The sequence below is a fragment of the Moorella thermoacetica genome (assembly GCF_001267405.1).
In the GTDB taxonomy this organism is placed as follows: Bacteria; Bacillota; DSM-521; order Neomoorellales; family Neomoorellaceae; genus Neomoorella; species Neomoorella thermoacetica.
The window spans coordinates 1,371,998-1,396,877 of sequence record NZ_CP012369.1 but is presented as its reverse complement, the minus strand read 5'-3'; the positions used below and the strand labels follow the sequence as shown (position 1 = coordinate 1,396,877).

23 protein-coding genes, 1 pseudogene and 2 riboswitches are annotated in these 24,880 nt (G+C 53.0%); of the genes and pseudogenes, 19 read left to right on the top strand and 5 right to left on the bottom strand.

The window, feature by feature from the left end:
- Positions 1–52 precede the first annotated feature (52 nt).
- Entirely contained in the window at positions 53–772 is a 720-nt protein-coding gene (locus tag MOTHE_RS07010; protein WP_011392965.1) for an ECF transporter S component, read from the top strand.
- A 140-nt stretch (positions 773–912) separates the two neighbouring features.
- On the opposite strand, the gene MOTHE_RS07005 is transcribed toward MOTHE_RS07010, so the two are convergent.
- The 3 genes from MOTHE_RS07005 to MOTHE_RS06995 are packed head-to-tail and all read right to left on the bottom strand — an operon-like array spanning position 913 to position 6,650.
- Complete coding sequence (locus MOTHE_RS07005) at positions 913–2,148, bottom strand: NAD(P)/FAD-dependent oxidoreductase (RefSeq protein ID WP_011392964.1); 1,236 nt, start codon at positions 2,146–2,148, stop codon at positions 913–915.
- 49 nt (positions 2,149–2,197) lie between these two features.
- A complete protein-coding gene (locus MOTHE_RS07000) occupies positions 2,198–5,401 on the bottom strand; it encodes an FAD-dependent oxidoreductase (protein WP_053094843.1) in 3,204 nt (1,067 codons plus the stop codon).
- Between the two features lie 10 nt (positions 5,402–5,411).
- On the bottom strand, positions 5,412–6,650 hold the full coding sequence (locus MOTHE_RS06995) for a (Fe-S)-binding protein (protein ID WP_053094842.1): 1,239 nt from the start codon (positions 6,648–6,650) through the stop codon (positions 5,412–5,414).
- Positions 6,651–7,128: 478 nt separating this feature from the next.
- On the opposite strand from MOTHE_RS06995, the gene MOTHE_RS14260 reads away from it, so the two are divergent.
- From MOTHE_RS14260 to MOTHE_RS06925, 15 genes are all read left to right on the top strand, one after another.
- Positions 7,129–7,512 carry a MerR family transcriptional regulator gene (locus tag MOTHE_RS14260; protein ID WP_011392960.1) on the top strand — a complete coding sequence of 128 codons (384 nt, stop codon included), beginning with the start codon at positions 7,129–7,131 and terminating at the stop codon, positions 7,510–7,512.
- 94 nt (positions 7,513–7,606) lie between these two features.
- A riboswitch (cobalamin riboswitch) is annotated at positions 7,607–7,861 on the top strand.
- A gap of 105 nt (positions 7,862–7,966) precedes the next feature.
- Positions 7,967–10,084: a ribonucleoside triphosphate reductase gene (locus MOTHE_RS06985; protein WP_011392959.1), complete on the top strand. Its 2,118-nt coding sequence runs from the start codon at positions 7,967–7,969 to the stop codon at positions 10,082–10,084.
- A gap of 18 nt (positions 10,085–10,102) precedes the next feature.
- A complete protein-coding gene (locus tag MOTHE_RS06980) occupies positions 10,103–10,807 on the top strand; it encodes an anaerobic ribonucleoside-triphosphate reductase activating protein (protein ID WP_011392958.1) in 705 nt (234 codons plus the stop codon).
- A 223-nt stretch (positions 10,808–11,030) separates the two neighbouring features.
- A complete protein-coding gene (locus MOTHE_RS12800) occupies positions 11,031–12,728 on the top strand; it encodes a uroporphyrinogen decarboxylase family protein (protein WP_162490058.1) in 1,698 nt (565 codons plus the stop codon).
- The gene (locus tag MOTHE_RS06970) at positions 12,700–13,845 is read left to right on the top strand and encodes a double-cubane-cluster-containing anaerobic reductase (RefSeq protein WP_053094841.1); all 1,146 of its coding nucleotides are present in this window, start codon (positions 12,700–12,702) and stop codon (positions 13,843–13,845) included. Before MOTHE_RS12800 ends, MOTHE_RS06970 begins: the two co-directional genes overlap by 29 nt.
- Before the next feature lie 438 nt (positions 13,846–14,283).
- Positions 14,284–14,460, top strand: a complete 177-nt coding sequence (locus MOTHE_RS13290) for a hypothetical protein (RefSeq protein ID WP_158499105.1) — start codon at positions 14,284–14,286, stop codon at positions 14,458–14,460.
- On the top strand, positions 14,451–15,170 hold the full coding sequence (locus tag MOTHE_RS06965; protein WP_053094840.1) for a metal ABC transporter substrate-binding protein: 720 nt from the start codon (positions 14,451–14,453) through the stop codon (positions 15,168–15,170). Before MOTHE_RS13290 ends, MOTHE_RS06965 begins: the two co-directional genes overlap by 10 nt.
- Positions 15,155–15,799, top strand: a complete 645-nt coding sequence (locus tag MOTHE_RS06960) for a metal ABC transporter permease (protein WP_235551355.1) — start codon at positions 15,155–15,157, stop codon at positions 15,797–15,799. Before MOTHE_RS06965 ends, MOTHE_RS06960 begins: the two co-directional genes overlap by 16 nt.
- A gap of 40 nt (positions 15,800–15,839) precedes the next feature.
- On the top strand, positions 15,840–16,445 hold the full coding sequence (locus tag MOTHE_RS06955) for a class I SAM-dependent methyltransferase (protein ID WP_011392954.1): 606 nt from the start codon (positions 15,840–15,842) through the stop codon (positions 16,443–16,445).
- A gap of 286 nt (positions 16,446–16,731) precedes the next feature.
- Positions 16,732–17,793, top strand: coding sequence for a YedE family putative selenium transporter (yedE, locus tag MOTHE_RS06950; RefSeq protein WP_011392953.1), 1,062 nt, complete (start codon positions 16,732–16,734; stop codon positions 17,791–17,793).
- Between the two features lie 23 nt (positions 17,794–17,816).
- The gene (locus MOTHE_RS06945) at positions 17,817–18,368 is read left to right on the top strand and encodes a putative Se/S carrier protein (RefSeq protein WP_025774959.1); all 552 of its coding nucleotides are present in this window, start codon (positions 17,817–17,819) and stop codon (positions 18,366–18,368) included.
- On the top strand, positions 18,368–19,246 hold the full coding sequence (locus MOTHE_RS06940) for an NAD(P)H-hydrate dehydratase (protein ID WP_011392951.1): 879 nt from the start codon (positions 18,368–18,370) through the stop codon (positions 19,244–19,246). The genes MOTHE_RS06945 and MOTHE_RS06940 overlap by 1 nt, the downstream gene beginning before the upstream one ends.
- Before the next feature lie 28 nt (positions 19,247–19,274).
- A complete protein-coding gene (locus MOTHE_RS06935; protein ID WP_011392950.1) occupies positions 19,275–19,493 on the top strand; it encodes a sulfurtransferase TusA family protein in 219 nt (72 codons plus the stop codon).
- A 267-nt stretch (positions 19,494–19,760) separates the two neighbouring features.
- A riboswitch (molybdenum cofactor riboswitch) is annotated at positions 19,761–19,897 on the top strand.
- A 92-nt stretch (positions 19,898–19,989) separates the two neighbouring features.
- Positions 19,990–20,718, top strand: a complete 729-nt coding sequence (locus MOTHE_RS06930) for a Rossmann-like domain-containing protein (protein WP_011392949.1) — start codon at positions 19,990–19,992, stop codon at positions 20,716–20,718.
- A gap of 163 nt (positions 20,719–20,881) precedes the next feature.
- Positions 20,882–21,121, top strand: coding sequence for a type II toxin-antitoxin system VapC family toxin (locus tag MOTHE_RS06925; RefSeq protein ID WP_011392948.1), 240 nt, complete (start codon positions 20,882–20,884; stop codon positions 21,119–21,121).
- A 96-nt stretch (positions 21,122–21,217) separates the two neighbouring features.
- Here MOTHE_RS06925 and MOTHE_RS06920 read toward each other — a convergent pair whose 3' ends face one another.
- Together MOTHE_RS06920 and MOTHE_RS13285 are read right to left on the bottom strand one after the other, a co-directional pair.
- Positions 21,218–21,511, bottom strand: coding sequence for a PIN domain-containing protein (locus MOTHE_RS06920; RefSeq protein ID WP_011392947.1), 294 nt, complete (start codon positions 21,509–21,511; stop codon positions 21,218–21,220).
- Entirely contained in the window at positions 21,508–21,666 is a 159-nt protein-coding gene (locus MOTHE_RS13285; protein WP_158499104.1) for a hypothetical protein, read from the bottom strand. Before MOTHE_RS13285 ends, MOTHE_RS06920 begins: the two co-directional genes overlap by 4 nt.
- A gap of 520 nt (positions 21,667–22,186) precedes the next feature.
- Here MOTHE_RS13285 and MOTHE_RS06915 point away from each other — a divergent pair.
- The 3 genes and pseudogenes from MOTHE_RS06915 to feoB form a co-directional block, all read left to right on the top strand.
- Positions 22,187–22,441: a FeoA family protein gene (locus tag MOTHE_RS06915; protein WP_011392946.1), complete on the top strand. Its 255-nt coding sequence runs from the start codon at positions 22,187–22,189 to the stop codon at positions 22,439–22,441.
- A gap of 19 nt (positions 22,442–22,460) precedes the next feature.
- Positions 22,461–22,709, top strand: coding sequence for a FeoA family protein (locus MOTHE_RS06910; protein WP_011392945.1), 249 nt, complete (start codon positions 22,461–22,463; stop codon positions 22,707–22,709).
- 97 nt (positions 22,710–22,806) lie between these two features.
- A pseudogene (feoB, locus tag MOTHE_RS06905) lies at positions 22,807–24,857 on the top strand (ferrous iron transport protein B); the annotation flags it as partial.
- Positions 24,858–24,880: the final 23 nt, after the last annotated feature.

The window sequence follows — 24,880 nt, the reverse complement described above, 5'->3', positions numbered from 1 at the left end:
CGGGCCAGATTTCGAGCACGGCTGTTTAACCCTGGCAAAGGTTTGGGAGGTTATGATAGTGGCGTTTTGGCGTAAAATGCTTTTTCCCCTGGCCCTGGTGTTTATCCTGGGCTTGTTGCTGGCCAGCATCAAGATCAATGCACTTCTTTTAGGCCAGGGGTGGGGTTTGCTGGCATTGTTGATAATCATTATTGCCCTGGCCCTAATGTACTGGGGTTTTGAACAGGGCAGGGTATCCTCCCGGGAGGTGGCCGTAATTGCCATGCTGGGCACCATTGCCGCCGCTGGTCGCGTCCCCTTTGCAGGTTTGCCCAACATCCAGCCTACCACTTTTATGGTAATTATCTCGGGATTTGTTTTCGGGCCGCGGGCCGGGTTTATGGTCGGGTCCACGGCGGGTTTGGTTTCTAACTTTTTCTTGGGCCAAGGGCCGTGGACGCCCTGGCAGATGTTTGCCTGGGGGCTGGCCGGCACCTCGGCGGGTGTGTTGAAAATTTTCTTTCCCCGTGCGGGTAATAAGGTAATGACGGTTTTTAGCTTTCTCTGGGGGTACCTTTTTGGCTGGATTATGAACCTGTGGACCTGGACGGGCTTTATCCACCCCTTGACCTGGCAGTCCTTTGTGGCCACCTATGCCGCCAGCTTCTGGCTGGATACCATCCATGCCCTGGGGAACGCCGCCTTTTATCTATTCTTTGGCTCCAGCTTCGTAAAAATCCTGCAGCGTTTCCGCCGCAGGCTGGAGGTGAGGTTACTTCCCACTGACAGTTAAAAGCCGATAGTTAAAATCGGGGGACGAACCGGTTACCGTCGTTCCCGATTGAAAACGCACCGTCCTGGAGGATAAATTTGGGGGCGCCGGCTGGCGCACCCCACTGGCATATGTGATCGGTTATCGCTTTTTTAGTCAGATTAGGCCAGGGCCAGACCGGCAAAGGGTGTTTGCCGTTCAATAGCAGACGCGAGATTGTTCATGGTTTCCCGCACCCGGATGAGGGGTTTACCGTAGACCTCAGCGCCCAGGGTGGCCCCGGTTTCCCGGACATAAACTACCTTGACCGCCAGATCTTTGGCGATCACATCGTGAGCAAGGGCGGTGGTCGGCATTCCGGTCCCGGTCTCCGCAAGGGAAATTTTTATGAGGCCCACGGAGCCAAAGACCAGGTCCCCGATAGCTACAGAGATCTTCTTAACAGTAATTTCCCTGGCTCGCTTCAGGCCGAAGAGGTTGGCGGCGGCTACGCGGGCCTCGTGGCCGGCCGGTCCAGCCTGCCTGGTAAGAGAACCGCCGGTAGGGACAAGGGATTTTTGAGCGGCGCAGTCGCCGATGGCAAAGACATCGGTGGCACTGGTCTGCATATACTCATCCACCAGGATGCCGGCATTTTCGTCGGTTGCCAGACCGGCCTGCCGGGCCAGGAGGGTATTGGGTACGATACCGGTGGCCAGGACCACCACATCAGCAGGTAAAGTCCGTCCACCCGTTAGCCTGACACCCTCTACTCGATGGCAGCCTTCCAGTCCTTCCGCTGCCGCTCCGGTTATAATGGCAACACCCTTCCGGCGCAGTTTTTCTTCTATTAAAATGCAAGTATCGTCATTAAAGACCCCGGACAGGCAATGGGGTAGTTGTTCTACCAGGGTGATGTGAAGCTGGTGGTTGGCGCTGCAGGCCGCTGCCAGTTCTACGCCGTTTAGCCCGCCACCAACGATAACCACGTTCCTGGCCCTGGCCAGGTGCTCTTTAAGGCTTTTAAGGTAGGGAAGCTCTTTTTTCAAAACAAAAACGCCCGGGAGTTCCGTTCCTTGAAGTAAAGAAGTGACCGGCGAAGAACCAATGGCGAGGATCAGTTTATCGTAAGCTATTTTTTCACCAAAGGCAGTGGTAACCCGTTTACCCCCGGGATCAATGGCCGTCACTTCATCGATTACCAGTTCAATTCCCTCTTTATAAAGCCGGGAGTCGCCCAGGATATACTCATTTAATGACCCGGCACCACAGGCGTAAGCAAGGCCCCAGGGCATCAGCGCCCTGACTTCCCGGCGTACCAGGGTGATTTTTTTATCGCTGTAGTATCGCCTGGCAGCCAGCGCCGCGGTGCACCCGGCAATACCTCCACCGGCAACCAGAATGTCTGTGCGTTTCATACCGGCACTCCTTTCGTCTTTTCAAGCCGGGGGTTTAACCGCCGGGCAGCTAAATTAGCGGTTGGCCCCGGCCGGGGGTCGGGGGAGGGAGGCGTAAAACCTTTACCGTGTCTTCGTCAAATCCGAGTTCGCCCAGTATCTTCCTGGCGCGACGCCAGGCCTGTTCCTGGCAGAGCATGGGATCCGGGCCGGGACCCTGGCTGCCGAAAGCCCTGGCGGGACGGAAGTGACACTGGCCTGCAACGCAGCCAGTCAATACAATTTGGCGGGCGCCGGCTTCGATAGCCCTGAGGACTTCCAGGGTACCTACCCGGCTCAAACATGGCACCTGCAATATGGAAACGTCATCCGGGCAGGATGTGCTCCCGACGTTTTCACTGTTGGCGTAAGCGCAGTAACTGCAGGTGAAGATAACAGTGGATTGAACTTTTCCTGCTTCCGGTGAGAGGGCCTGGAGTTCCGCTTCTATTTCTGTGGGGCTATAACCGGTCAACGTAATGGCCCGGGCCGGGCAGGCGGCTACGCAGGCGCCGCAGCCCTGGCAGAGGAGGGGGTCGATATGGGAACGGTGATCCTTGATGGCAGGGGCACCATGGGGGCAAACCCGCACGCAGGTAAGGCAGGCGGCGCAGGCGCCTTCTACCCGGGCTACCTGCCGGTGGAGTTCGTAGCGCTCCCGGGCCAGGTCGGCTGCTGCCTTGCCGGCGGCGGCCTGGGCTGAAGCCAGGGCTTCTTCCAGGTTTCCGGGGCCTGCCGCCAGGCCGCAGGTGTAGATGCCGGGTACGGGCGTCTCGACGGGTTTTAATTTGGGATGACTGGTAGCGAAGAAACCCCGTTCGTCCAGGGGAACCCGGAATAAAGCCACCAGGCGTCTATTTTCCGCCGGGGGTTCCATACCGGTGGCCAGCACCAGCAGGTCGGCCTCAATCGTCACTTCTTCTTCCAGGATGGCGTCGTAAGCGCGGACCAGTAACTTGTCCTCGGGCCCCGTGCCGGCGGCAAGGGGCGTTACCCGGGGCGGTTCTCCGGGCTGGTAATGCAGGAACACGACACCCCGGGAGCGGGCGGCCTCGTACCACTGTTCTTGCAGGCCGTAGGCCATGATATCCCGGTTGAGGACGTAGATTGCGGCCGCCGGGTTGATCTTCTTGAGTTCTAAAGCGTTTTTTAAGGTTTCGCTGCAGCAGGTGCGGCTGCAATAGGGATGGCCGGCATCGCGGGATTCTACGCACTGGATGAATACCACCCTTTGGGCGCCGGCCGGCCTGGGGCTCCGGGTTTTAAGGAGGTCTTCCAGTTCCAGGGCGGTTACGACCGCCGGGTGCTGGCCGTAGAGATACTGCTGCGTCTTCTTTTCCCCGGCGCCGGTCGCCAGGATGGTAACACCGTGGGTGATGCTTTCCCTCCTTTCCCCGGCAATCTCGATTTCCGTCTGGAAACTACCCGGCTTACCGCTAGTATCCAGGATTCTAGCGTCCAGATGGACATGGATGCGGGGATGTTGCATGAGGCGCCGGATCTGTCCCGCCAGCCAGGCTTGCACATCGGCCCCCCTCAAGGTCCGCTGCATACGGAGGAGATTACCACCTAACTGCGATTCTTTTTCTACCAGGTGCACCTCATAACCCAGATCCCCCAGGTGAAGGGCGGCAGTCATGCCGGCCGCCCCGCCGCCGATTACCAAGGTTGCGGGCGCAACCGTGATAGCATCATTCATATAAGGTGCCGTCGCCTTTATCCCGGCTATAGCCATCCGCACCAGGTCCCCGGCCTTGCGGGTAGCCATTTCCACCCGGCCGCTATAGATCCGGGCTGCATGATCAAGAATGTTAACTATTTTTAGACCCACACCCGGCAAACCTGCCTGGTCGAGCCGGGCCTTAAGTACCGGTTCCAGGGCGCGGGCGCTACAGGCCGCTACTACAACCCGGCCCAGGCCGTTTTCGTTTATAGCCCGAAGGAACTCCTCGCCCGCCTGGGGATCGCAAAGGGATAATTCTCGTACCGTATCGACTCCGGGCAGGGAACGGCAGTATTCCTCCAGCCCTTTTAAATCCAGGTTGGCAGCCAAACGGTCGCACCCGCAGATAAACACCCCTGTCCGGGGAGAAGGGTCGACAGCACCGGAGGAGGGTGGCAATAGCGGCGATTTAACGGGACCGGCGCCGTTTTCTTTTAGCCAGGCGGCACAGGCCGTAGCTGCGGCCGAACCCTGGGTGACGGCATCGATGACATCACAGGGGCCGCTGAAGGCGCCGGCGACAAATATACCCGGTTGTGGGGTGGAGACGGGGGCAAGGGGGGAGGTCTGGCAGAAGCCATGGGTATCGAGTTCTATCCCCAGGGCGGCAGCCAGGTCCCTGGCCCCATCCGGCGGCCGCAGGCCGGTGGCCAGGACCGCCAGGTCGAACTCTGCTACCCGGGCCGGGCCCTCTTCCGGGGCGTAACGGATAGTGAGCCTCGGGTTGCCGGGCAACTGGATTATGCTATGAATGCGCGAGCGCACCAGCTTAAGACCATATTCTTGCCGGGCTTTTGCCAGATAGCTTTCATATGCCCGGCCGTAAGTGCGCAGGTCCATGTAAAAGAGGGTTATTTCCGGTAAGGGTAATTTACGCGCCGCGACTCCCTCGTAAAGCATCAAGGCTTCTTTAAGGGCATACATACAGCAGACGGCCGAACAGTAGGCCACTCCCCCGGCAGGGTCGCGGGAACCGGCGCACTGGATGAAGGCCACCTGTTGCAGCGGACCATTATCCCCGGGGCGGCACAGGTACCCCTCAGCCCCCAGGCGCTGTTCTAACTCCAGGCCGGTCAAAACCCCTGGATAACGCCCGTAACCGTAGCGGGCATCCAGGTTGGCGGGAAGATACTCCTCGTAACCGGGGCAGAGGATAAGAGCCGCCGCGTTTAATTCCTCCTCCCGGCCTTCCCGGTAAAAATGCAAGCTAAAGTTGCCGGGGTTACGGGTCAATTTTTTTACTTCAACACCGGTGAGGAGGGTAATATTATCGCTCCCTTGCTTGATAAAGTGGGGGGAACGGATACAGAAGAAGCTGTCCGGAGGGGACAAGACGCAGGCGCTGCAGTCGTTGGTAGGAAAAGTCTTTGGCAGGGCGGTAAGTTTACCGCCTGGCCGGGAAGAGCGTTCTAATAGAATGACCTGGTAGCCGAGACGGGACAGGTCCAGGGCCGCCTGGACCCCGGCGATGCCGGCTCCCAGGACGGCTACGGGTAGCGCATCCTTTTTCATTATTAAAGTCTCACTCCTTACCAGCGATTACCAGGGCATCGGCTACCAATTCGACCAGGTTCTTAACTTTAACATTGAGATGATAATGACGGCAAAGGTCATTTAATTGATCAACACAGTTGTGGCAGGGAGTAGCCACTATCCCGGCCCCGGTGCGCTGAATTTGCTCTATTTTAACCTTGCCTTTGGCCAGACGTTCCTGGCCGAACTCGCTCAAAGAGAGCATGCCGCCACCGCCGCCGCAGCAGTAGTTATTCTCACGGCTCGGCGTCATTTCGCGAAAATCGGTGACCGCTGCCTGCAGTACCCGCCGCGGTTCTTCAAAGATACCTTCCTTGCGGCCTAGATTGCAGGGGTCATGATAGGTTACCGGCTCGCTGTTGCGGGAGGGGTCCAGGCGGATACGGCCTGCATCCAGGTATTCGGCCATTAGCTGGACAATACTGCGTACGGGGAAGGGGAGTTTATGCCCCAGCCAGCGTTCGGGCCCCCAGCGGATGGCGCGGAAGGCATGGCCGCACTCGGTCATGATCAACTCCTGGCAGCCCAGGCGCTCCACCTCATCCGCCAGGCGCTGCACCAGGATAGCGCCGGCTTTGTCGTCCCCGGAGAAAAGGGCGTAGTTGGTCGCGTCCCAGGAGCGGCTGGAGAGGGTCCAGCTCTCGCTGGCGGCATAAAACACCTTGGCGGCCGCCAGGATGGATAGAGGGAAAAACTTTGCTTCCCGCGGGTTGATAACGTACATTACCCTGGCGCCTTTTTTATCTACCGGTATTTCCGCCCGGGGGCCGAACTCAGCCTGGAGTTCTTCTTGCATCCAGTCCAGGGTATCGAGATAATCCTCCCGGCTGATCCCCATATTATTACCAGAAGTAACTGCTAGATCAACAACTTTTTGTAAATTTTCGGGGACCCGGCCTTCCTCCGCCAGGTGGCTGCGCAGGGCCCGGACCAGGTCGCCCATATTCACACCTACCGGGCAGTAAACCGTACAGCGGCCACACATGGTGCAGAGCCAGATCATGTCCGATGCCAGGACTTTGTCCTCCATCCCCCATAGGAGCAGGCGGACGATTTTACGGGGATCAACAGGTGCGCCTATATCGCCGGTGGGACAGCCGCCGCTGCAGACGCCGCAGGTAAGGCAAGATCGTAGGGTAGCTTCTCCCAGGGCACCGGTTATTTTTTCATGTAAATTTTGATAAAGGGGTGGAAAAAGACTCTCTTCAATGGCGGGTGAAAAAGGCATTTAAAGATTCCTCCTGAAGTTTATCCATCATTGCCTTGGCAGTACATGTTTCTTCTCTGCCAGCAGGGGCGCGTGGCTGTAGTCGCTGTTTCTACGGAGCTTCCTGAACGGCCTCGAACATCCTGCCACCAGGGGTAAAAGGCGAGATAGGCTGGAAGGGTGGAAAGATTACAACGCTTGCTGTTTTTTTGTTCCCAGCGCCGCAGGTGGTTCGCAGAGATATCTAACACCTGGATAACCATACCGATGGGAAACATTAATTTTTTCGTCCCGGTTAATCTTATTTTTACTTATATCATATTTCCTGTTAATAACGATGTCAATAAACTTACAAAAAAAATTATAAAAAACCTTGTATTGAACATAAAAGATGCTTTTAGGAAACGAAACAGGAAAACCTTGATTTAAAATAACAGGTTAACGTAAAATAGAGCTGCAATTAAATTTATAACCCGATTGCCAGGCGAGGCGACTATCTATGACCGAACAAATGCTGTACCCAATAAGCGTTGTGGCTGAGCTACTTGGCATCCAGCCGGGCACCCTGCGGGTTTGGGAGAGGCATAAGCTCATACAACCCGCCCGGAAGAACGGGCGGCGTCTATACTCCAATAATGACTTGAAGCGCTTGCGTTTTATTAAAAGGCTTATAGATAAGGGCTTTAATTTAAACTCTTTGAAACACTACCTGGCATTTTATCCTTGCTGGTTATTAGAAGACTGCCCGTCCTGTTCCCATAAAACTGAGCGTATAGGCTGTGCCAAGCCTTGCTGGAAGGAAGAAGGGACTTACTGCCTGATTTCCTTCGAAGACCCCTCCCTTTGCAGTAAATGTCCTTATAAAAAGCAAGAAAAGAAGTAGAACCGCCCCTGAACACAGGGGAAGCGTAGGCGGGTATGAAGTGAACACGCGGTCGGGCAGGAATTTGCTGCATCTTTGTCGAACAGTGTATTACCAGAAAAACATTCCAACGGGTGCCAGGGAAGCCGGTGGGAATCCGGTGCGGTGCCGCCACTGTGAGGGGGAGCACCTGCTAAAGGAGCCACTGGTCCAGCACTCAGCAAGATTTTTCCCCCTACGGGTTAATATCTTAATAGTTTTAATAAGAAGTAGCCTGAGTAGGGTAGATAGGAGCTTGAGTGCCGGACTGGGAAGGCAGCAGGGAGCGTTGAACCCGAGCCAGGAGACCTGCCCGTGGGATTGCACCGTAAAACCACGGCCATGGTGAAGGTGAGGTAAGGGAGGATTTACCCCAGCTACGCAGGCGTGGTTGGGGTTTTTCATTTTCATAGGTGAAGGGAGATTAAGTTTAATCATGATACCGAAGAAAATCATCAAGCGCGACGGCCGGGTAGTGGACTTTGACGAGGAAAGGATTATCAATGCTATTTACAAAGCGGCCCAGGCTGTCGGGGGCCAGGACCGGCGCCAGGCCAGCCAACTGGCCAACCAGGTGACGGCCCTTCTGGCGGAAAAATTTGTCGACAGGCTGCCTACCGTCGAAGACGTACAGGACCTGGTGGAAAAAGTATTGATTGAGAACGGCCATGCCCGGACGGCCAAGGCTTATATCCTTTACCGGCAACAACATGCGGAATGGCGGGATTTTCGCCACCTCCTGGTCAACGTGCAGGAAATGGTCCAGGGCTACCTTGACGGTCAGGACTGGCGGATTAATGAGAACAGCAACATGAATTATTCCCTCCAGGGCCTCAACAACCATATCATTGCCGCCGTCAGTTCCAGGTACTGGCTGGAAAAGGTCTACCCGCCGGCTATCCGCGAGGCCCATGAAAGGGGCGATATTCATATCCACGATCTAGGGTTGCTGGCGCCCTATTGCTGTGGCTGGGACCTGGCCGATTTACTGGAAAGCGGCTTTGCCGGCGTGGGGCAGAAGGTGGAAAGCGCGCCGCCCAGGCATTTCCGGACGGCCCTGGGGCAGATAGCCAATTTCTTTTATACCTTGCAGGGAGAAGCAGCTGGTGCCCAGGCCTTTTCCAGTTTCGATACTTACCTCGCTCCCTTTATCCGTTACGACGGCCTGGACTACCGGGAAGTCAAGCAGGCCCTGCAGGAGTTTATCTTTAATCTCAATGTGCCCACCAGGGTGGGTTTCCAGACGCCCTTTGTCAACCTGACCATGGATGTGGTCGTACCGCAGGTTTTAGCCGGCGAGCCGGTGATCATCGGCGGCGAGCGGCGTAAGGAATGCTACGGCGACTTCCAGCAAGAGATGGACTGGCTGAATATAGCCTTTTGCGAGGTGATGATGGAGGGGGACGCCCGGGGCCGCATTTTTACCTTCCCTATACCCACGTACAACATCACGCCTGATTTTCCCTGGGAAAGCCCGGTGGCAGACAGGATCATGGCCATGACGGCCAAATACGGCATCCCCTACTTTGCCAACTTTATCAACTCCGATTTAAAGCCCGAAGACGTACGCAGCATGTGCTGCCGCCTGCGCCTGGATAACCGGGAACTGAAGAAACGCGGCGGCGGTCTTTTCGGCGCCAATCCCCTTACGGGCTCTATCGGCGTAGTAACCATTAATTTGCCCAGGCTGGGTTACGTGAGTTCATCGAAAGAAGAGTTCTTCACCAGTTTAAAAGCGAAAATGGACCTGGCCAAAGAGAGCCTGCTCCTCAAGCGCAACATCCTGGAGAAGCTGACGGAGCAGGGGCTTTATCCTTACTCCCGATTCTACCTGCGGCAGGTTAAGGAGCGTTTCGGTAGGTACTGGGAGAACCATTTTAATACCATTGGTATCGTGGGCATGCACGAGGCCCTCTTGAACTTCATGAAGAAAGGTATCGAGACCCGCGATGGGAGGGGCCTGGCTTTAGAAATCCTGGACTTTATGCGTTCTGTCCTGGCCACCTACCAGGCGGAAACCGGCCAGCTCTTCAATCTGGAGGCCACCCCGGCGGAAGGTACCTCTTACCGCCTGGCCCGACTGGACAGGCGTCTTTATCCTGATATTATCACCTCCGGGACAAACGAACCGTATTACACCAATTCCACCCATTTGCCGGTCGGCTACACTGACGATGTGTTTACCGCCTTGGAGCACCAGGACGAGTTGCAACTAAAATATACCGGGGGTACGGTCTTTCACGCCTACCTGGGGGAAAGGGTGACGGATACGGTAACCTGCCGACGTTTTCTGCAGACAGTGATGCATAATTTCCGCCTGCCCTATTTCACTATTACGCCTACCTTCAGCATCTGCCCCGAGCACGGGTATCTTTCCGGCGAGCACTGGACATGCCCGGCCTGCGGCCGGGAAACAGAGGTCTGGAGCCGGATCGTCGGCTATTACCGGCCGGTGAAGAACTGGAATAAAGGCAAGCAGGAGGAGTTCCGGGAACGGCGGGGCTTCCGTCCTGTCTCCTGCGGCGACGAACAAACACGCCAGGCGGCAGTTTAGGTTGCCTGTTTTAAGGAAGTGATCCCTATCGTCATTAGAGGTATCCAGTTAACGAGCCTGGTGGACTTCCCCGGCGAGGTTTGCACTACCGTCTTTTTGGGCGGGTGTAATTTCCGCTGCCCCTGGTGCCACAACGCCGACCTGGTGCTGCGCCCTTCGGTTTTGCCGGAAATCAGCCCGGCGGAGGTTTTAAACCTGTTGATTCGGCGCCGCTCCTGGGTGCAGGCCGTTTGTATAACCGGGGGTGAGCCAACCCTGGCGCCGGGCCTGGAGGAATTTGTCCGCACCCTGAAATCCCGCGGTTTTAAAGTCAAACTGGATACCAACGGTTCGCAGCCTGATGTTATAGCCAGGCTGCTGGCCGGTGACCTCCTGGACTACGTGGCCATGGACGTGAAAGCGCCGCCGGAGAAGTATGACCTCTTAACCGGCACCGGGGCGGATCTGGAGGCTATCAAGGAAAGCATTGCCCTCATTAAAAACAGCAGGGTGGCTTACGAATTTCGTACCACGGTAGTTCCCGGCCTGTTAGAGGAGGAAGATCTCCTGGCTATAGGGCAAATGCTGGCTGGAGCCCGGCATTATGTTTTGCAACAATTCCGGCCCGCCGGAACCCTCCTGAACCCCGGCTTGCGGGAACTCCTTCCTTACCCGGAGACAACTTTAGACCACATTGCGGCCAGATTACAGCCTTTTTTGGCTGAGGTAGAAGTTAAGAGTTGAGGAATAAAATAAGAGCCAGCCAGTATGTAGCTACCTGGAACCATGGGAGTGGATAAGGGGATTCCTCCCATGGTTTTTTTGTGCATAATACATAACAAATAGTTATAGTAAATATAACAGGAAACCGGGGATAGACGTCGAATATACTCAATTGTACAGTCATAGCAATTCCCCTGGGGATATTAATGGTGGTTATCAGGTGATAAAAGCCTGATCGGCTCGATTGAATAAACGGTGTGGGGGTAAAGACATGCGGCTCATTGACCTGGTGAATCAATCCGGGCGGCATCTGGTATTTTTCATTGGCAGTTTTCCTGGTGCAGCCATGAAAGGCGTTACATTGAAAGAAGTATACTTTTCCGCTTCTCTCCAGGCAGAAACGGCCTGCTACCTGGCGGAACGTTTCCAGATCGATTTTATCCGTCCGGTTACTGACCTGGTGGTAGAGGCTGAGGCTATGGGCTTAAAGGCGCGTTATCCAGATAATGGCGCCCCGGTGCTGGTAGAGCATCCAATAACTGGACCAGAGGCGCTGGCCAACTTAAACTTACCGGAACCCGGCCGTGACGGCCGTCTCCCGATAAATCTTGAAGCCATTCGCTTGATAAAGCAGCGGACCGACAAACCGGTGATAGGTTCCTTGACAGGCCCTTTTACTTTAGCTGGTGCCCTCTGCGATCCGGCTGGCGTGGCCATGAAAACAATTACTGACCCCGAGTTTCTGCATGCTCTCCTGGCCTTTTGTACCCGGGCTTTGAAACGATACGGGGAAGCCCTGCTGGCAGCGGGGGCGGATATCCTCTGGATTTCTGAACCCCTGGGCTCTTTGCTGTCACCAGCACAGTTCTGGCAGTTTTCCGGCCGGTATATCCAGGAGATTTTTGCGGCTTTCCCGGCCATGGATATACTCCATATCTGTGGCGATACCAGTTACATGATTAAAGAAATGCTGGCCACAGGCGCCCAGGGTTTGAGCCTGGACAGCAGGGTTAGTTTACCTGTCCTGGCAACCCAAATGCCGGAGGATGTAGTTCTAATCGGTAATATCGATCCCGTCGGGGTGATGCTGGAAGGGTCACCCCAGCAGGTAGTAAAAGCTACTGCTAACCTGCTAACGGCTATGCTGCCGTTCAACAACTTTATTGTGAGTACGGGATGCACTTTGCCCTTTGAAGTCCCGGCAGCGAATATTAGTGCTTTTGTGGAAACAGCCAGGAACTTTCCCCGTTTATCTCCCTCCCAGGCCCGGTTGTTGCTTTCTTTACGACGAGCTTTGCTTGAAGGCGATAGTGAAGGAGTAACAACGCTGACCAAGAAAGGGTTGCAACTGGAGGTGGATGCAATTACCATTCTCGAGGGAGGCCTGATCCAGGGAATAAACCGGGCCGGGGAATTATACCAGCAACAGAAAGTATTTATCCCTGAGCTCTTGTTGATTAGCCAGGCCATGTACGCCGGCCTGGAGGTTATCAGGCCGGTACTGGTGCAAAAGCGGCATGGCACCCGGGGCGAGATTGTGCTGGGAACTGTTCAGGGAGACCTGCACGATATTGGTAAAAATCTGGTTGGTTTGATGTTAACAGCTAATGATTATGAGGTTATCGACCTGGGTAAAGATGTAGCCCCGGAGCAGTTTGTTGAAGCTGTACGGGCATGCCGGCCCCAGGTAGTGGGTCTGTCGGCTTTGACCACCACAACCATGAAGTCCATGGAAAAGACCGTGCGGGCGTTAAAACAAGGGGGTCAAGGGGAGCAAGTTAAAGTTATAGTGGGAGGAGCCCCCATTACCCCCGAGTTTGCCCGGCGGATTGGCGCTGATGCCTATGCTCCCGATGCTGCGGCGGCGGTTACTGAGGTGGCTAATTTAATAGATAAGGTGAAGGAGCATCAAGATGGCCAATCAACCACTGGCGTATTTTGATGATTTGCGGGAAAGAAATGTCCTGGAAATCAAAAAGTTGAAAGACCAGGGGAAAAAGGTAGTTGGCACTTATTGTGCCTTTACCCCCAAGGAACTCATCATTGCCGCCGGTGCCATCCCAGTTTCCTTATGTGGTACCAGGCAAGAACCGATTCCCGAGGCTGAAAAAATCCTTCCCCGGAACCTCTGTCCGTTAATTAAATCCAGTTTTGGCTTTGCCATTACCGGGAGTTGTCCTTATTTTTATTTTGCCGACCTGCTTATTGCCGAAACCACCTGTGATGGCAAGATCAAGATGTACGAATTGCTCAGGGAATATAAACCCATGCATATTCTCAATTTACCGCCCACCTCGCTGGGCGAAGACGCCTTTGCCTACTGGTATAATGAAATACTTAAAGCCAAAGAACGGCTGGAAAGGGAATTTGCTGTTGAAATCACAACGGCAAAATTGCAGGAAGCCATTCGCCTGGTTAATGAAGAATGCCGGGCTTTGCTGGAATTTCATCGCTTAAACCGGCACGACCCAGCACCGTTATCGGGTTTGGATCTTTTGAAGGTGCTTTGGGCAAAGGGCTTTACTCCCGATATAGCCGCCGGTACGGCCGTGATTCGCCAGGTCACTCTGGCGGTAAAGGAACAGATGGCCAGGGGCGTGTCTGCGGCACCACCGGGCTCACCTCGAATACTCTTAACCGGTTGTCCGGTAGGCCTGGGTTCCGAGAAGGTGATTAAACTCGTGGAGGCCGGGGGCGGGGTGGTTGTTTGCCTGGAATCCTGCAGCGGCATTAAAGCCCTGGAGCCCCTTGTGGATGAGGAAGGCGATCCCTTGCAGGCAATTGCTGCCAAGTATTTGCAAGTACCCTGTCCCTGTTTAACCCCCAATCGGGGCCGTCTAGAATTGCTGGAACGTCTTATTAAAGAATACAGGGTCGATGGGGTAATCGATCTCACCTGGCAGGCCTGCCATACGTATAATATTGAGTCTTATAGCATTAAGAAATTGGTCCAGGAAAAAGAGGGACTGCCTTTTCTACCAATTGAGACTGACTATTCAACAAGTGACTTGCAGCAGCTCAAGGTCCGGATTGACGCTTTCCTGGAAATGATTAAATAGCGGGCTGCTGGTTACTTGAAGGGCGACTTGCCGGGAGATAAACACGGTCGAGGTGCTGACGGTTGTGCCATGACGAGGGGGGCAACCATAACGGTTATGGCGCTGATCCATCGTTCCATATCCTGGCATCTAAAAAGATACTCGGTAGCGGGCCTGAAACCGCGCAGGTGATCGATGCCAATACAACTTTATCGCCCACCAGGTTAACAATGTAAAATGGCTTGGGGAACCGGAAATTAAAAAATTGCTTTGTTGACAGGAGGAATTTTTGAACCAGTGACGAATATAACTAGCGACTAAATTACCTGGCAGGTAGCCAGGGGAAAAAGAGAACCATGGAGGTTCTTCGCCGGCGCGGAGCTGCTTCCATGGTTTTTTATTTGCCAGGAATAGGCTCCGGGCCAGAACGGCATTCCGAAATTTTGGGAGGTCGATATTATGTTTTCCTCAAGAACCATGGGTCGTTTCCTGGCCAAGATCGTTTTGCTGTTCCTTTTGCTATTTGTTGTTACTGGTTGTAATTCCCGGCAGACGGGTAATAAGCTCAAGGTAGTAACCGGCACCTCTCTTTTGATGACTGCTGTGCAGGAAGTAGGTAGGACAGGGTGGAAGTAAAGAATATTATCCCGCCGGCCTCCTGCCCCGGACACTTCGACATCAAGCCTTCCGATGTAGCCGTACTTAGCCAGGCCCGGGTTTTCCTGATGCATGACTGGCAGGGTAAACTTTTTACCAAAGAATTGGTGGCTTCCGCCAATAATCCCCAGTTAGAAGTAGTTCCGGTGGCAGTAAAGGGTAACTGGATGGCACCTCCGGTATGGCAGCAGGCGTTACAGGCAGTAGCCAGTATACTCGCAGAGAAAGACCCGGCTAATAAAGATTACTATAAGGCTAAGGCCCAGGAAGCTGTTGACCAGGCAGCCAGGGTGGGACAAGAAACGCAGGCCCGCCTGCAGGCAGCGGGCGCGGGGAACTTGAAAGTTCTTTGCTCCGACCAGCAAGAGGGCTTTGTTCGCTGGGCCGGTTTCCAGGTTATAGGTACTTATGGCCGTCCGGAAGAACTTACACCGCAGCGAGTGAAGGAACTGGTAGATAAGGGCCGGCAGGCAGGTGTGCAATTAATAATTGATAATCTCCAGAGCGGGCCGGATGCCGGCGCCGGCATGGCTAAGGAACTGGGAATACCCAGGGTTACTATTTCCAACTTTCCCGGCGGCCTCCCTGGGACAGATAAATGGGACCTGGGGTTTCCCTTTCCCATGCCGCCTTTGCCGGCGCCCTCTTTGCTACCTGGCTGGGGTTTGAACCATTGCTGGGAGCCATAATCTTCAGCCTGGCCGGTGCGGCTGCCATCGGGCCCCTGGCCGACCGGGGCGAATTTAACCTCGATACGCCCATCGGCATCATATTTTCCATAACTATGGGCCTGGCTTTCCTTTTTATGGGCCTATTGCCCGGTCCCAAAACCCAGGCCTTAGAACTCCTGTGGGGCAGTATCCTGACGGTCACGACAGCGGATCTCTGGCTCCTGGCCGTCGTGACGATCATAGTTACCGGGCTGGTCGTCATGTTTTTTAAAGAGATCCAGGCGGTTATTTTTCACCGGGAAATGGCCCGGGCGGTAGGCATACCTGCCGACGCCATCTTTTACAGTATCCTTTTTCTTACCGGAGCAACGGTAACCGCTTCCCTGCGCAGCATTGGCGGCCTGTTAATTTTTAATCTGATTTTAAATCCGGCAGCCGCTGCTTACCAGCTTACCTATAGCTTGAAATACATGTTTTTCCTGGCGGCGCTTTTTGGTGTCCTTTCCTGCTGGGCGGGGCTTGGTGTTTCTTATATCCTGGATGTTCCCAGCGGGGCGGCGATAGTCCTTACTTCGGCCGTTATCTTTGTCCTGGCAACAATTTTCTCCCCGAAACGCAAGGTAAAACAGTGGCAAGAAAATGAGTGATTACGGGTTAAAACAATATGCGAGCGCAGGAGGGAGTTATATGCTTACCCACCGCGAGTATTTTAACAGCAAGGCTGATATTTGGGACAGCCTGTGTGCGCCGGAAGAAAAAGCCAAGCTGGAAACAATTATTAGAGGATTGAACATTGCTCCCGGCAGCACGGTGTTAGATGTGGGTTGCGGCACAGGGATATTAATTCCCTATTTACTGGCTGCCGTAGGCCCTGCTGGCCGGATAGTGGCCCTGGATATAGCCGAGGCCATGCTGGAACGGGCGCAAAGTAAAGGGTTCCCCGCTAATGTGGAGTTCATTTGCGCCGACGTTGTTTCCGTACCCTATCCGGATGCTACTTTCGACGAGGTCATCTGCAACTCGGCTTTCCCCCATTTTCCCCATAAACTTAAGGCCTTAAAAGAGATGGCCCGGGTGTTGAAACCAGGCGGGCGGGTGGTTATCTGCCATACGAAAGCAAGGGAAACCATAAATAATTTGCATAGATCCCTGGGGGGCGTTATAGCCGGGGACCAGATCCCGCCGGGCAGCGAAATGATGGGTATGCTGGTAGCTGCCGGGTTAACGGGAATCGAGATTGATGAGGCTCTTGATTATTACCTGGCATCTGGGTTCAAGGCGATGTATGAGTAATTGCCAAACTACCAGCAGGATTTTGCTGTACGGTTCAGAGAACTTTTAGAGTTTGTTTAAAAGGTCTCTGAACCATTTTTTATTTTTAAAGCCCTGTTTTGTTTTATAGGTATAACAAAAAGTCATACAAAATATGAAGGAATGTCCTTCCGGCGGATAGAAATGGTTGTTATAAACAGGTGACCAATATCCCGATCAAAAAAAGGACGCAAGGGGGGTGGAACAAATCCTTTAATCATTTTATATTTATCCCTATTAATTTTATAAGCGGAGGTGTTTTAAATAAATGAATAGGGTTTTTTCACCAAAGAACTTCATGATTATGACAGGGTTTGTTGGCGGAGCCCTGGCAGCCTTTATGACCTACCTTGGCAATCCCGCCAATATGGGCATTTGTATCGCCTGTTTCTACCGGGACATTGCCGGCGCCCTAGGTCTGCACCGGGCAGCGATAGTCCAGTATTTGCGGCCGGAAATTATGGGGATCGCTTTAGGGGCCTTCCTGTCCGCTCTTGTTTTCGGTGAATTCCGGGCCCGCGGTGGCTCGGCACCCCTGGTACGGTTCTTTTTGGGCGCCTTTTTCATGATAGGTGCCCTGGTGTTTTTAGGATGCCCGGTAAGGGCTGTATTGCGCCTTGCCGGCGGTGACTTGAACGCTGTCGCCGGCTTGGCGGGGGTAGTGGCAGGTGCTTTGATGGGTATTTATTTTCTCAAGCGAGGTTTCAACTTGGGCCGCTGGCAATCTACCTATACAGCGGCCGGCTGGTTGATGCCGCTCTTCATGCTGGGGTTGCTCCTCCTTGCTATTGCCAGGCCTTCATTTATTTTCTTCAGCAAGGAAGGCCCCGGCGCTGCCCATGCCCTGTTGGGAGTTTCCCTGGCGGCAGGTTTAATTATCGGTTTTTTAGCCCAGAGAACCAGGATGTGTTTTGTCGGCGGCTGGCGCGATCTTTTCCTGGTAAAGGATACCTACCTCTTCAGTGGCATCGTGGCCTTTTTTGCGGGGGCTCTAGTAGTTAACGCCATCCTTGGTAAAATTAACATCGGTTTTGCGGGCCAGCCCGTGGCCCATACAAATCAATTATGGAATTTTTTAGGAATGACTCTGGCCGGACTTACCGCTACCTTGCTGGGCGGCTGTCCCTTGCGGCAAACAGTTCTCGCCGGTGAAGGTGACACCGACGCAGGAGTGGCTATAATGGGCATGCTGGCAGGGGCTGCCTTTGCCCACAATTTCCAACTCGCCTCCAGCCCCCAGGGCCCCGGCCCCTACGGGCCCACAGCCGTAATAATAGGTCTGGTTTTCGCCGCTGGCGTCGGGTTCTTTATGCGGGAGAGTCTAGATTAACGTAATAAGCAGGGGAATGCCAAATGGTTTTAAGCTGGCTGAAAAAAAGCTTAGAGGCCCGGGCCGGAACTGCTGACGCCAGGGGTTTGGTAATTTTCACTACGGTGGAAGAAGCTATGAAAGCCGAAAAGGTGTTGAAAAAAGCCGACTTCGACTGCAAACTGGTAGCGCCCCCGCCCGATATGCGCAAAGGCTGCGACCTGGCCCTGGAAATCGACCTGGTCGAGCAAACGGCAGTAGCCAGGGCCCTTACCGGCAAGGTGTCCTTCATGGGTATTTATCCCTTCAAGGGCGAGATGGAACCCCTACAGGTAGAAAAAGTAACCCGGTTTGCAGAGCACATTATGATAAAGTCAGGTAATATGAAACTTGTTTTTGATATAAAGACAGGTGGGATAGTTAATATTTCCGGTGGAGGCTGTCCCGATATCCCCTATCTTTATACCAGGCTGGTGGGCACCCACCTGGCCGCAGCTCCCCGGCCCAAGGACGAAGGCCGTACCCTGTGCGCCCTGATGCTCGACCGCGCCTTAGAAAAGGCTTTAGAAATTTGGAAAGGGGTAGCGCTCAATTGATGCTTATTGCCGGGACCGTCCCAGTAACAGACATGCCCCTGATCTTTGGCCGGGTGGAAAAGGAAGGGAAAAATCTTCGGGTCGACGGTCATTATTTGCCCTGTACCCAGGGGACAATGGCCATGGTAAGTGCGGCTCTGGCCACTACCTGTCACCTCGGGTTGGAACCGCCCCGGGTATTGCTGGCAGGCGATATTGGCACAGGAAAAGGAAGCAGGTTGATTTACCAGTATCTGATAGAACATATAGAGGAGCTGGCGCCCAGGGTTTTAGCTCTCCATTATTGTCTACCCATCGTTACGTTAATGCAAAAGCTCTATACTGCAATAGAAAAATGCCGCCCCCGGCCGGTGCTAATTGCCGATGCCGGCTCCATGTACGCGGCAAAGGCGGCAGGTGTTGCGCCCCACTTTGATATTTTCACCCCGGACCCCAGTGAAATTGCTTTCCTGGCCGACCCTGAAGCCGTCCACCCGGCTTATATCAGCCGCCATCTGTTCGAGGATGCCTTCGCCCGCGTACCCGAACTAATTAAACGCGCTTATGCTAACGGGGGTGCGGCCAAATGCCTCCTGGTTAAAGGAGCTGTCGATTATATAGTAAAAGATGGAGTTATCGTTGATGAGATTAAAGAGCCGGATGTTCCCCAAATGGAGTGCATAGGCGGCACGGGCGATACCATCACCGGTATGGTCACTGCTTTTACTTATGCTGAACTGGAACTGGAACAGGCGGCAAGCATCAGCGCAAAAGCCAACCGGGCAGCAGGCCAGAGGGCAAACCCGACGCCTGCCACCAGTGTTGCCGAAATCATTGACCAGTTGCCCGGTGTTTTCAGGGAAAATCTCTGCAGCTGGAGCGGTATTTGCACCAGGTAACTTCAGGATAAAAGGAGGAGATGTTTTTATGGTGGAAGTTGATGTGCGCGGGCTTTCCTGTCCCATACCTGTAGTAAAGACAAAAAAGGCCATGGAACAAAATCCTGGCCAAACCCTGGCAGTATTGACTGATAATGAAACCTCCAGAGAAAACGTATCCCGGCTGGCAGAAAACTGGGGTTATCAGGTCCAGGTGGAAAAGGTGGCCGGCGGCTACCGGCTATTGTTGACCCCCAATAAAAGCTAAATTGGCTTCCTTCAATATGAAATCCCTGGTAGAATAGATGCCAGGGGTTATTTTTTACTCTGTTTGCCAGGGAATGTTATATTGAAGCGGAAGGTTAGTTTCCATACACCCATGCTTGTTACAGGAATTTCTATAGTGTCCGGAGCAGGTTTAAAGGCGACCTTCTACAGCAGCACCAGGAGAACTGTTTTAGGCGATATTATAAAATTAGTACTGCTGGCAGGAATTTGCTTTCTTACAGCGAATAATATAAAGAACATATGCTTAAATATTTACATCCTCTGAGCCATCCTGGCCTAAAGGAGCAACCCATGGCAGGTTGGCCTGGACCGCTGGTCCACGGGGTGTACCGGGAAACGGGTATGCCTTCCAGGTATTGAAAAGGAGGGGGTTAGCTATAAGAGAGAGCTCTGGCTTTTTTAGTTAAACCCCGCTCCGCCGTGGAGACGGCGTTTTTAATTTGTTGCTGATTAGCCAGGAAAGGGGATAGCTTTAGATGCAGTTCTTAGAAGGCATCAGAGAAAAATTTTACAGGCTGGTAAAAGACAGGCACCTGAGCGGTGAGGAAGAAATCCAGGTGGTCAGCGCCCGGCCCCTGACCCCCGAAGAAGCCATTGGCCGGCCGGAACGTCAGGACTTCCCTCTCTTGAAAGGTAAAGAAGTGATGCTCCAGGCCGCCTTTGCTGGCGCGGTGGGGCAGGCATATACCGATATGCCGGGGAATTACCAGGGCACCCTTAAGGAAGTCCTGGCCCTGCCGTTACGTAACAACTACGAGCGGGCTATATTTATAGCCGCCTTGAATGCCGTTATGCGGCACCTAAAGCTGGTAGATAAGACCATCCACTGCCGCGATCAAGAACCGGGCCGGTGTGCCGCCCGCCTGGTAGAATACGTCCGGGAGCGTTTCGGCAATCCCCGGATTGCCTTTATCGGCCTGCAGCCGGCCATGGTGGCCAGCCTGGCCGGTCATTTCCCGATCCGGGTAACCGACCTGGACCCGGATAATGTCGGTCAACGTAAAAACGGTATTATTATAGAAGACGCCCGGCATACAGCAGAAATTATTGAATGGAGCGACCTGATCTTGGCTACCGGGACTACAGCGGTAAATGACACCCTGCCTGGAATTGTGGGCCGGAAACCGGTTGTCTTTTACGGGGTAACCATCAGCGGCATTGCCCGCCTGGTCGGCTACGAGCAGTATTGTTCTTTTGGGCATTGATAATTGGAATATGGGAGGAAATACAGTGAGGAAGATAAAGGTTGTTCCCTGGCGCCGGGCAGCACAGTTTACTGCACTATCCCGCCGGCCGCCATTAATGTTTTCCCGCATTATTGACATGTAAGTATTTGCAAACTAGTTTACTTATATGAGGTGATTAAACATGCGCACTACCATTGAAATCAGCAATGAAACACGGGCTAAACTTATGGCCCTGGCGGCGGCTATGATCGAAAATAGATTGCGGTCTGGCGGGAAGGTAATTGGGGTGCCTGAGACCCTTATTGCCGGCATCTGCCTGGCGCGCAACCTGCCCCTGTTTACATTAAATGTAGAACATTTCAAACGGGTACCAGGGCTAGAAGTGCTTACCCCCGCCTCCCCCTCGTCGTCCCAGGTGTAGCTCGAAAACAGAAGATCTCTGGAAGGATCTTCTCCGGCGATTAGTCTTTAATCATCACCACCAGGGAAGGGCCGCTGCTGCTCTTGGGCTGCAGTTTTAATAAGGACAGTCAACAACTATTCCAGGGATAAAATCAAAATGCTTTTTATTCCTCGTGGCGAGAACAGCGTCCAGATGTAATGCTGTTGCCGCTATCCCATTTAAGCCATCGAACAGCCGGGCCATTTTTTCTTGTTGTTTAGCCGTAATATGCGGCGCCGCATATAATTCCATAACGGTTATGGCGCTGATCCATCGTTCCATGTCCTGGCATCTCAAAAGATAATCGGTAGCAGGCCTGAAACCGCGCAGGTGATCAATGCAAATATTCGTATCAAATATTACCCTCACAGGGTTTCCTCCAATCTTTTTTGGGCGGCTGAACGGAGTTCCTCGACATACTTTGAGTCTACATGCGGCCAGATTCCTGCTGTTTCTTCAAGTATCTGCTGCCAATCTTCTTTTTTGGATTTATTAAGAGGTTCAATTACAACTTTATCTCCCACCAGGTTAACAATTAAAATATCACCTTTTTTATAGAAGCTTTTTTCCTTGATTTGGCAGGCAACACAAACTGGCCTTTGCTGGATACTTTTATCATATCCTGCAATTTTACTACACCTACCTTACAAGTAAGTCACGTCTTACCTCAATTATATCCTAAAGTTATAGCTAGTCAATATTGCACATTATTTGCGCCAGATAGGAGGTGGGCCACGCCCAAAAACCCGGGATTACCGGGCGACTGCGAGGCAGAATACCAGCAAAAGCGAATTAAGCTATACTTAATTGTGAAAATAAGCACAAAAGCGGAGTTGATGTGGAGTGAAAGCGGGGAAAATAGGGAGAATGTGAGTTAAGTGCAATTTAACTCCTGCCAACTCTATTTGATTATTTAAGAAGGGCTTGACAATTTATTTACCTGTGTGGTATTTTTTTATTAACCAAATGAGAATGAATGTCATTATCTTTTAATGAAAATTAAGCAACCTTAATTTGCTTAAAGAAGGAAAGGAGGCTGTTGTCATGGAGGCTTTAGAAACCATTAGCACACGGGCCTTAAGCGAACTGGGGAAGGGCTCTCGCGGCAGGGTGATTAAAATTACCGCTACCGGCGAACTCCGCCGCCGGCTCTTGGACATGGGAGTAGTTCCTGGTACTGAAGTGGCTGTCGCAGGAGCAGCTCTTCTGGGCGACCCTATAGAAGTAAAAGTAAAGGGTTACCATTTGAGCTTACGCAAAAAAGAAGCAGCCGCTATTTTTGTAGATCTTCTTAAATAATGTTAAGAGGTGTTCGGGTATGAGCAACGGATTATTACCCCTAGAATTTTTAAATACAGGCCAGGAGGCAGTTATTAAAGAAATCGCTGGCGGCATAAGTTTGCGTCGCCGGCTAACAGAACTGGGCCTGGTACGCGGGTCAACCATAAAGATTATCCGCAATGATAACTTTGGACCTATAATCATTTCGCTAGGGGATGGTTCAGGGAGCGGCCGCTTGGCAATCGGGAGAGGTATGGCCCATAAGATTATGGTAGAAGAATTATAGAGAACGTTTACTGGAACAGGATTTGTTAAGTTAATGGTAGGCATACTAAAGATTTCTTAAGAACTGACATAAACTGACATTTTAAGGAGGAGAACCCATGGGTATAGCAGCACTGGCTAAACCTGAAAGGGAAAAGGTTATTGCCCTGGTGGGCAATCCTAATTCAGGTAAGACCAGCATTTTTAATGATTTGACTGGGGCGCGCCAGCATGTCGGCAATTGGCCAGGCGTGACGGTAGAGAAAAAAGAGGGCAAGCTCGGCTACCAAGGACAAACTTTCAATATTGTTGATTTGCCTGGGACTTATAGCCTTGGTGCTTACAGTGAGGACGAGCTTATCGCCCGCAATTTTATCCTTTTTGATAAACCTGAGGCCGTTATCAATGTCGTCGACGCTTCCAACCTGGAACGCAACTTGTACTTGACTACCCAATTGCTGGAGATGGGGGCCAATGTCGTCGTCGCCTTAAATATGCTTGATGAGGCCAGGGCACGCAAGATCGAAATCAATATCCCGCGCCTGGCGCAAGCGTTAGGGGTTCCGGTGGTGCCGACCGTAGCCACGCGTGGCGAGGGTATAAAGGAACTTGTGGCTACGGTTACGAAGAAGATCCAGGAGAAAACATGCCAGCCGTTAAAAATGAACTATGGAACGGAAATTGAAAAAGAACTGGATAAATTAGAGCAAATTATAAAGCAGGACGCGAATCTTGTCGCCAAATACCCTGCCAGGTGGCTAGCAATAAAACTTCTGGAAGACGATGAACGCCTTCAGGCAGAGTTGCAAAAAGAAGGGGCCAAACAGGTCCTTGAACAGGTAGCCAAAAGCAAAAAGCAACTTAATGAAATTTTAGGAGAAGAAGTAGAAGCCATTATTGCCGATCGGCGCTATGGTTTTATCAACGGCCTGGTAAAAGAGGCTGTTACCAGGCGCCAGATCCTGGAAGAAAGGCTTACTTTATCTGATAAGATTGACAGCATAGTAACTAATCGATACCTGGGGTTGCCGATTTTTCTCCTGGCTATGTGGGCTGTCTTCCAATTTACCTTTAAGCTGGGTGACCCCATGATTGGCTGGGTGGAAAGCGCCTTTGAGGGGTTAACCGGCCTTGCTACCGCCTGGCTGGAAGCCCTGGGTGCCCCGCAACTCCTGACTTCCTTCATAGCGGATGGGATAATCGGCGGTCTGGGTTCGGTGCTTGTCTTTATACCCCCCATCTTCTTGCTCTTCCTGGCCATTTCTTTCCTGGAGGACAGCGGTTATATGGCCCGTGCTGCTTATATCATGGACCGTCTGATGCACGCCCTGGGCCTGCACGGCAAATCCTTTGTCCCGCTTTTGATTAGCTTTGGCTGCAACGTACCGGGCATCATGGCTACCAGAACCCTGGAAAGCCGGCAGGACCGCTTGATTACTATTCTTATTAACCCCTTGATGTCCTGCACGGCCCGCTTGCCGGTTTACGTCCTTTTCACCGGTGCCTTCTTTACGGCTAAACAGGGATGGGTAATCTTTTCCCTGTACCTTTTAGGTATTGTGCTGGCCATTATCATGGGAAAAATCTTTAAGACCTTTCTTTTTAAAGGAGAAACAGCTCCCTTTGTCATGGAACTGCCGCCTTACCGGGTACCGACTCTAAAAGGCACTTTGATCCACATGTGGGAACGAGGGAGTTCCTTCATTCGCAAGGCCGGCGCCGTTATTGTTGGTGTCGTGGTGCTAATCTGGGTGCTTTCCAACTTACCCCTGGGCGCGTGGCATACGCCAGCCAGGAGAGCCTGATCGGGAGACTGGGAACTATACTGGCGCCGGTCTTTAAACCGGCCGGTTTTGGCACCTGGGAAGCGGCGGTAGCCCTGGTATTTGGCATCCTGGCTAAATAAGTGGTCGTCGGCACCCTGGGCGTCCTCTACGGTGTAGAGGAAGACGGCTTGACAGCGGCCATCGCTCAATCTTGGACGCCCCTTTCAGCGTACGCATTTATGGTTATGACCCTGATTTACATCCCCTGCGTGGCGGCCATTGGAGCCATCCGCCGGGAAACCAATTCCTGGGGCTGGACTGCCTTTGCCATCGGCTACAGCCTGGTACTGGGCTGGGTGATGGCGGTGCTGGTCTTCCAGGTAGGCAGGCTCCTCGGACTTGACTTGGCTAAATTAAGGCAACCAGG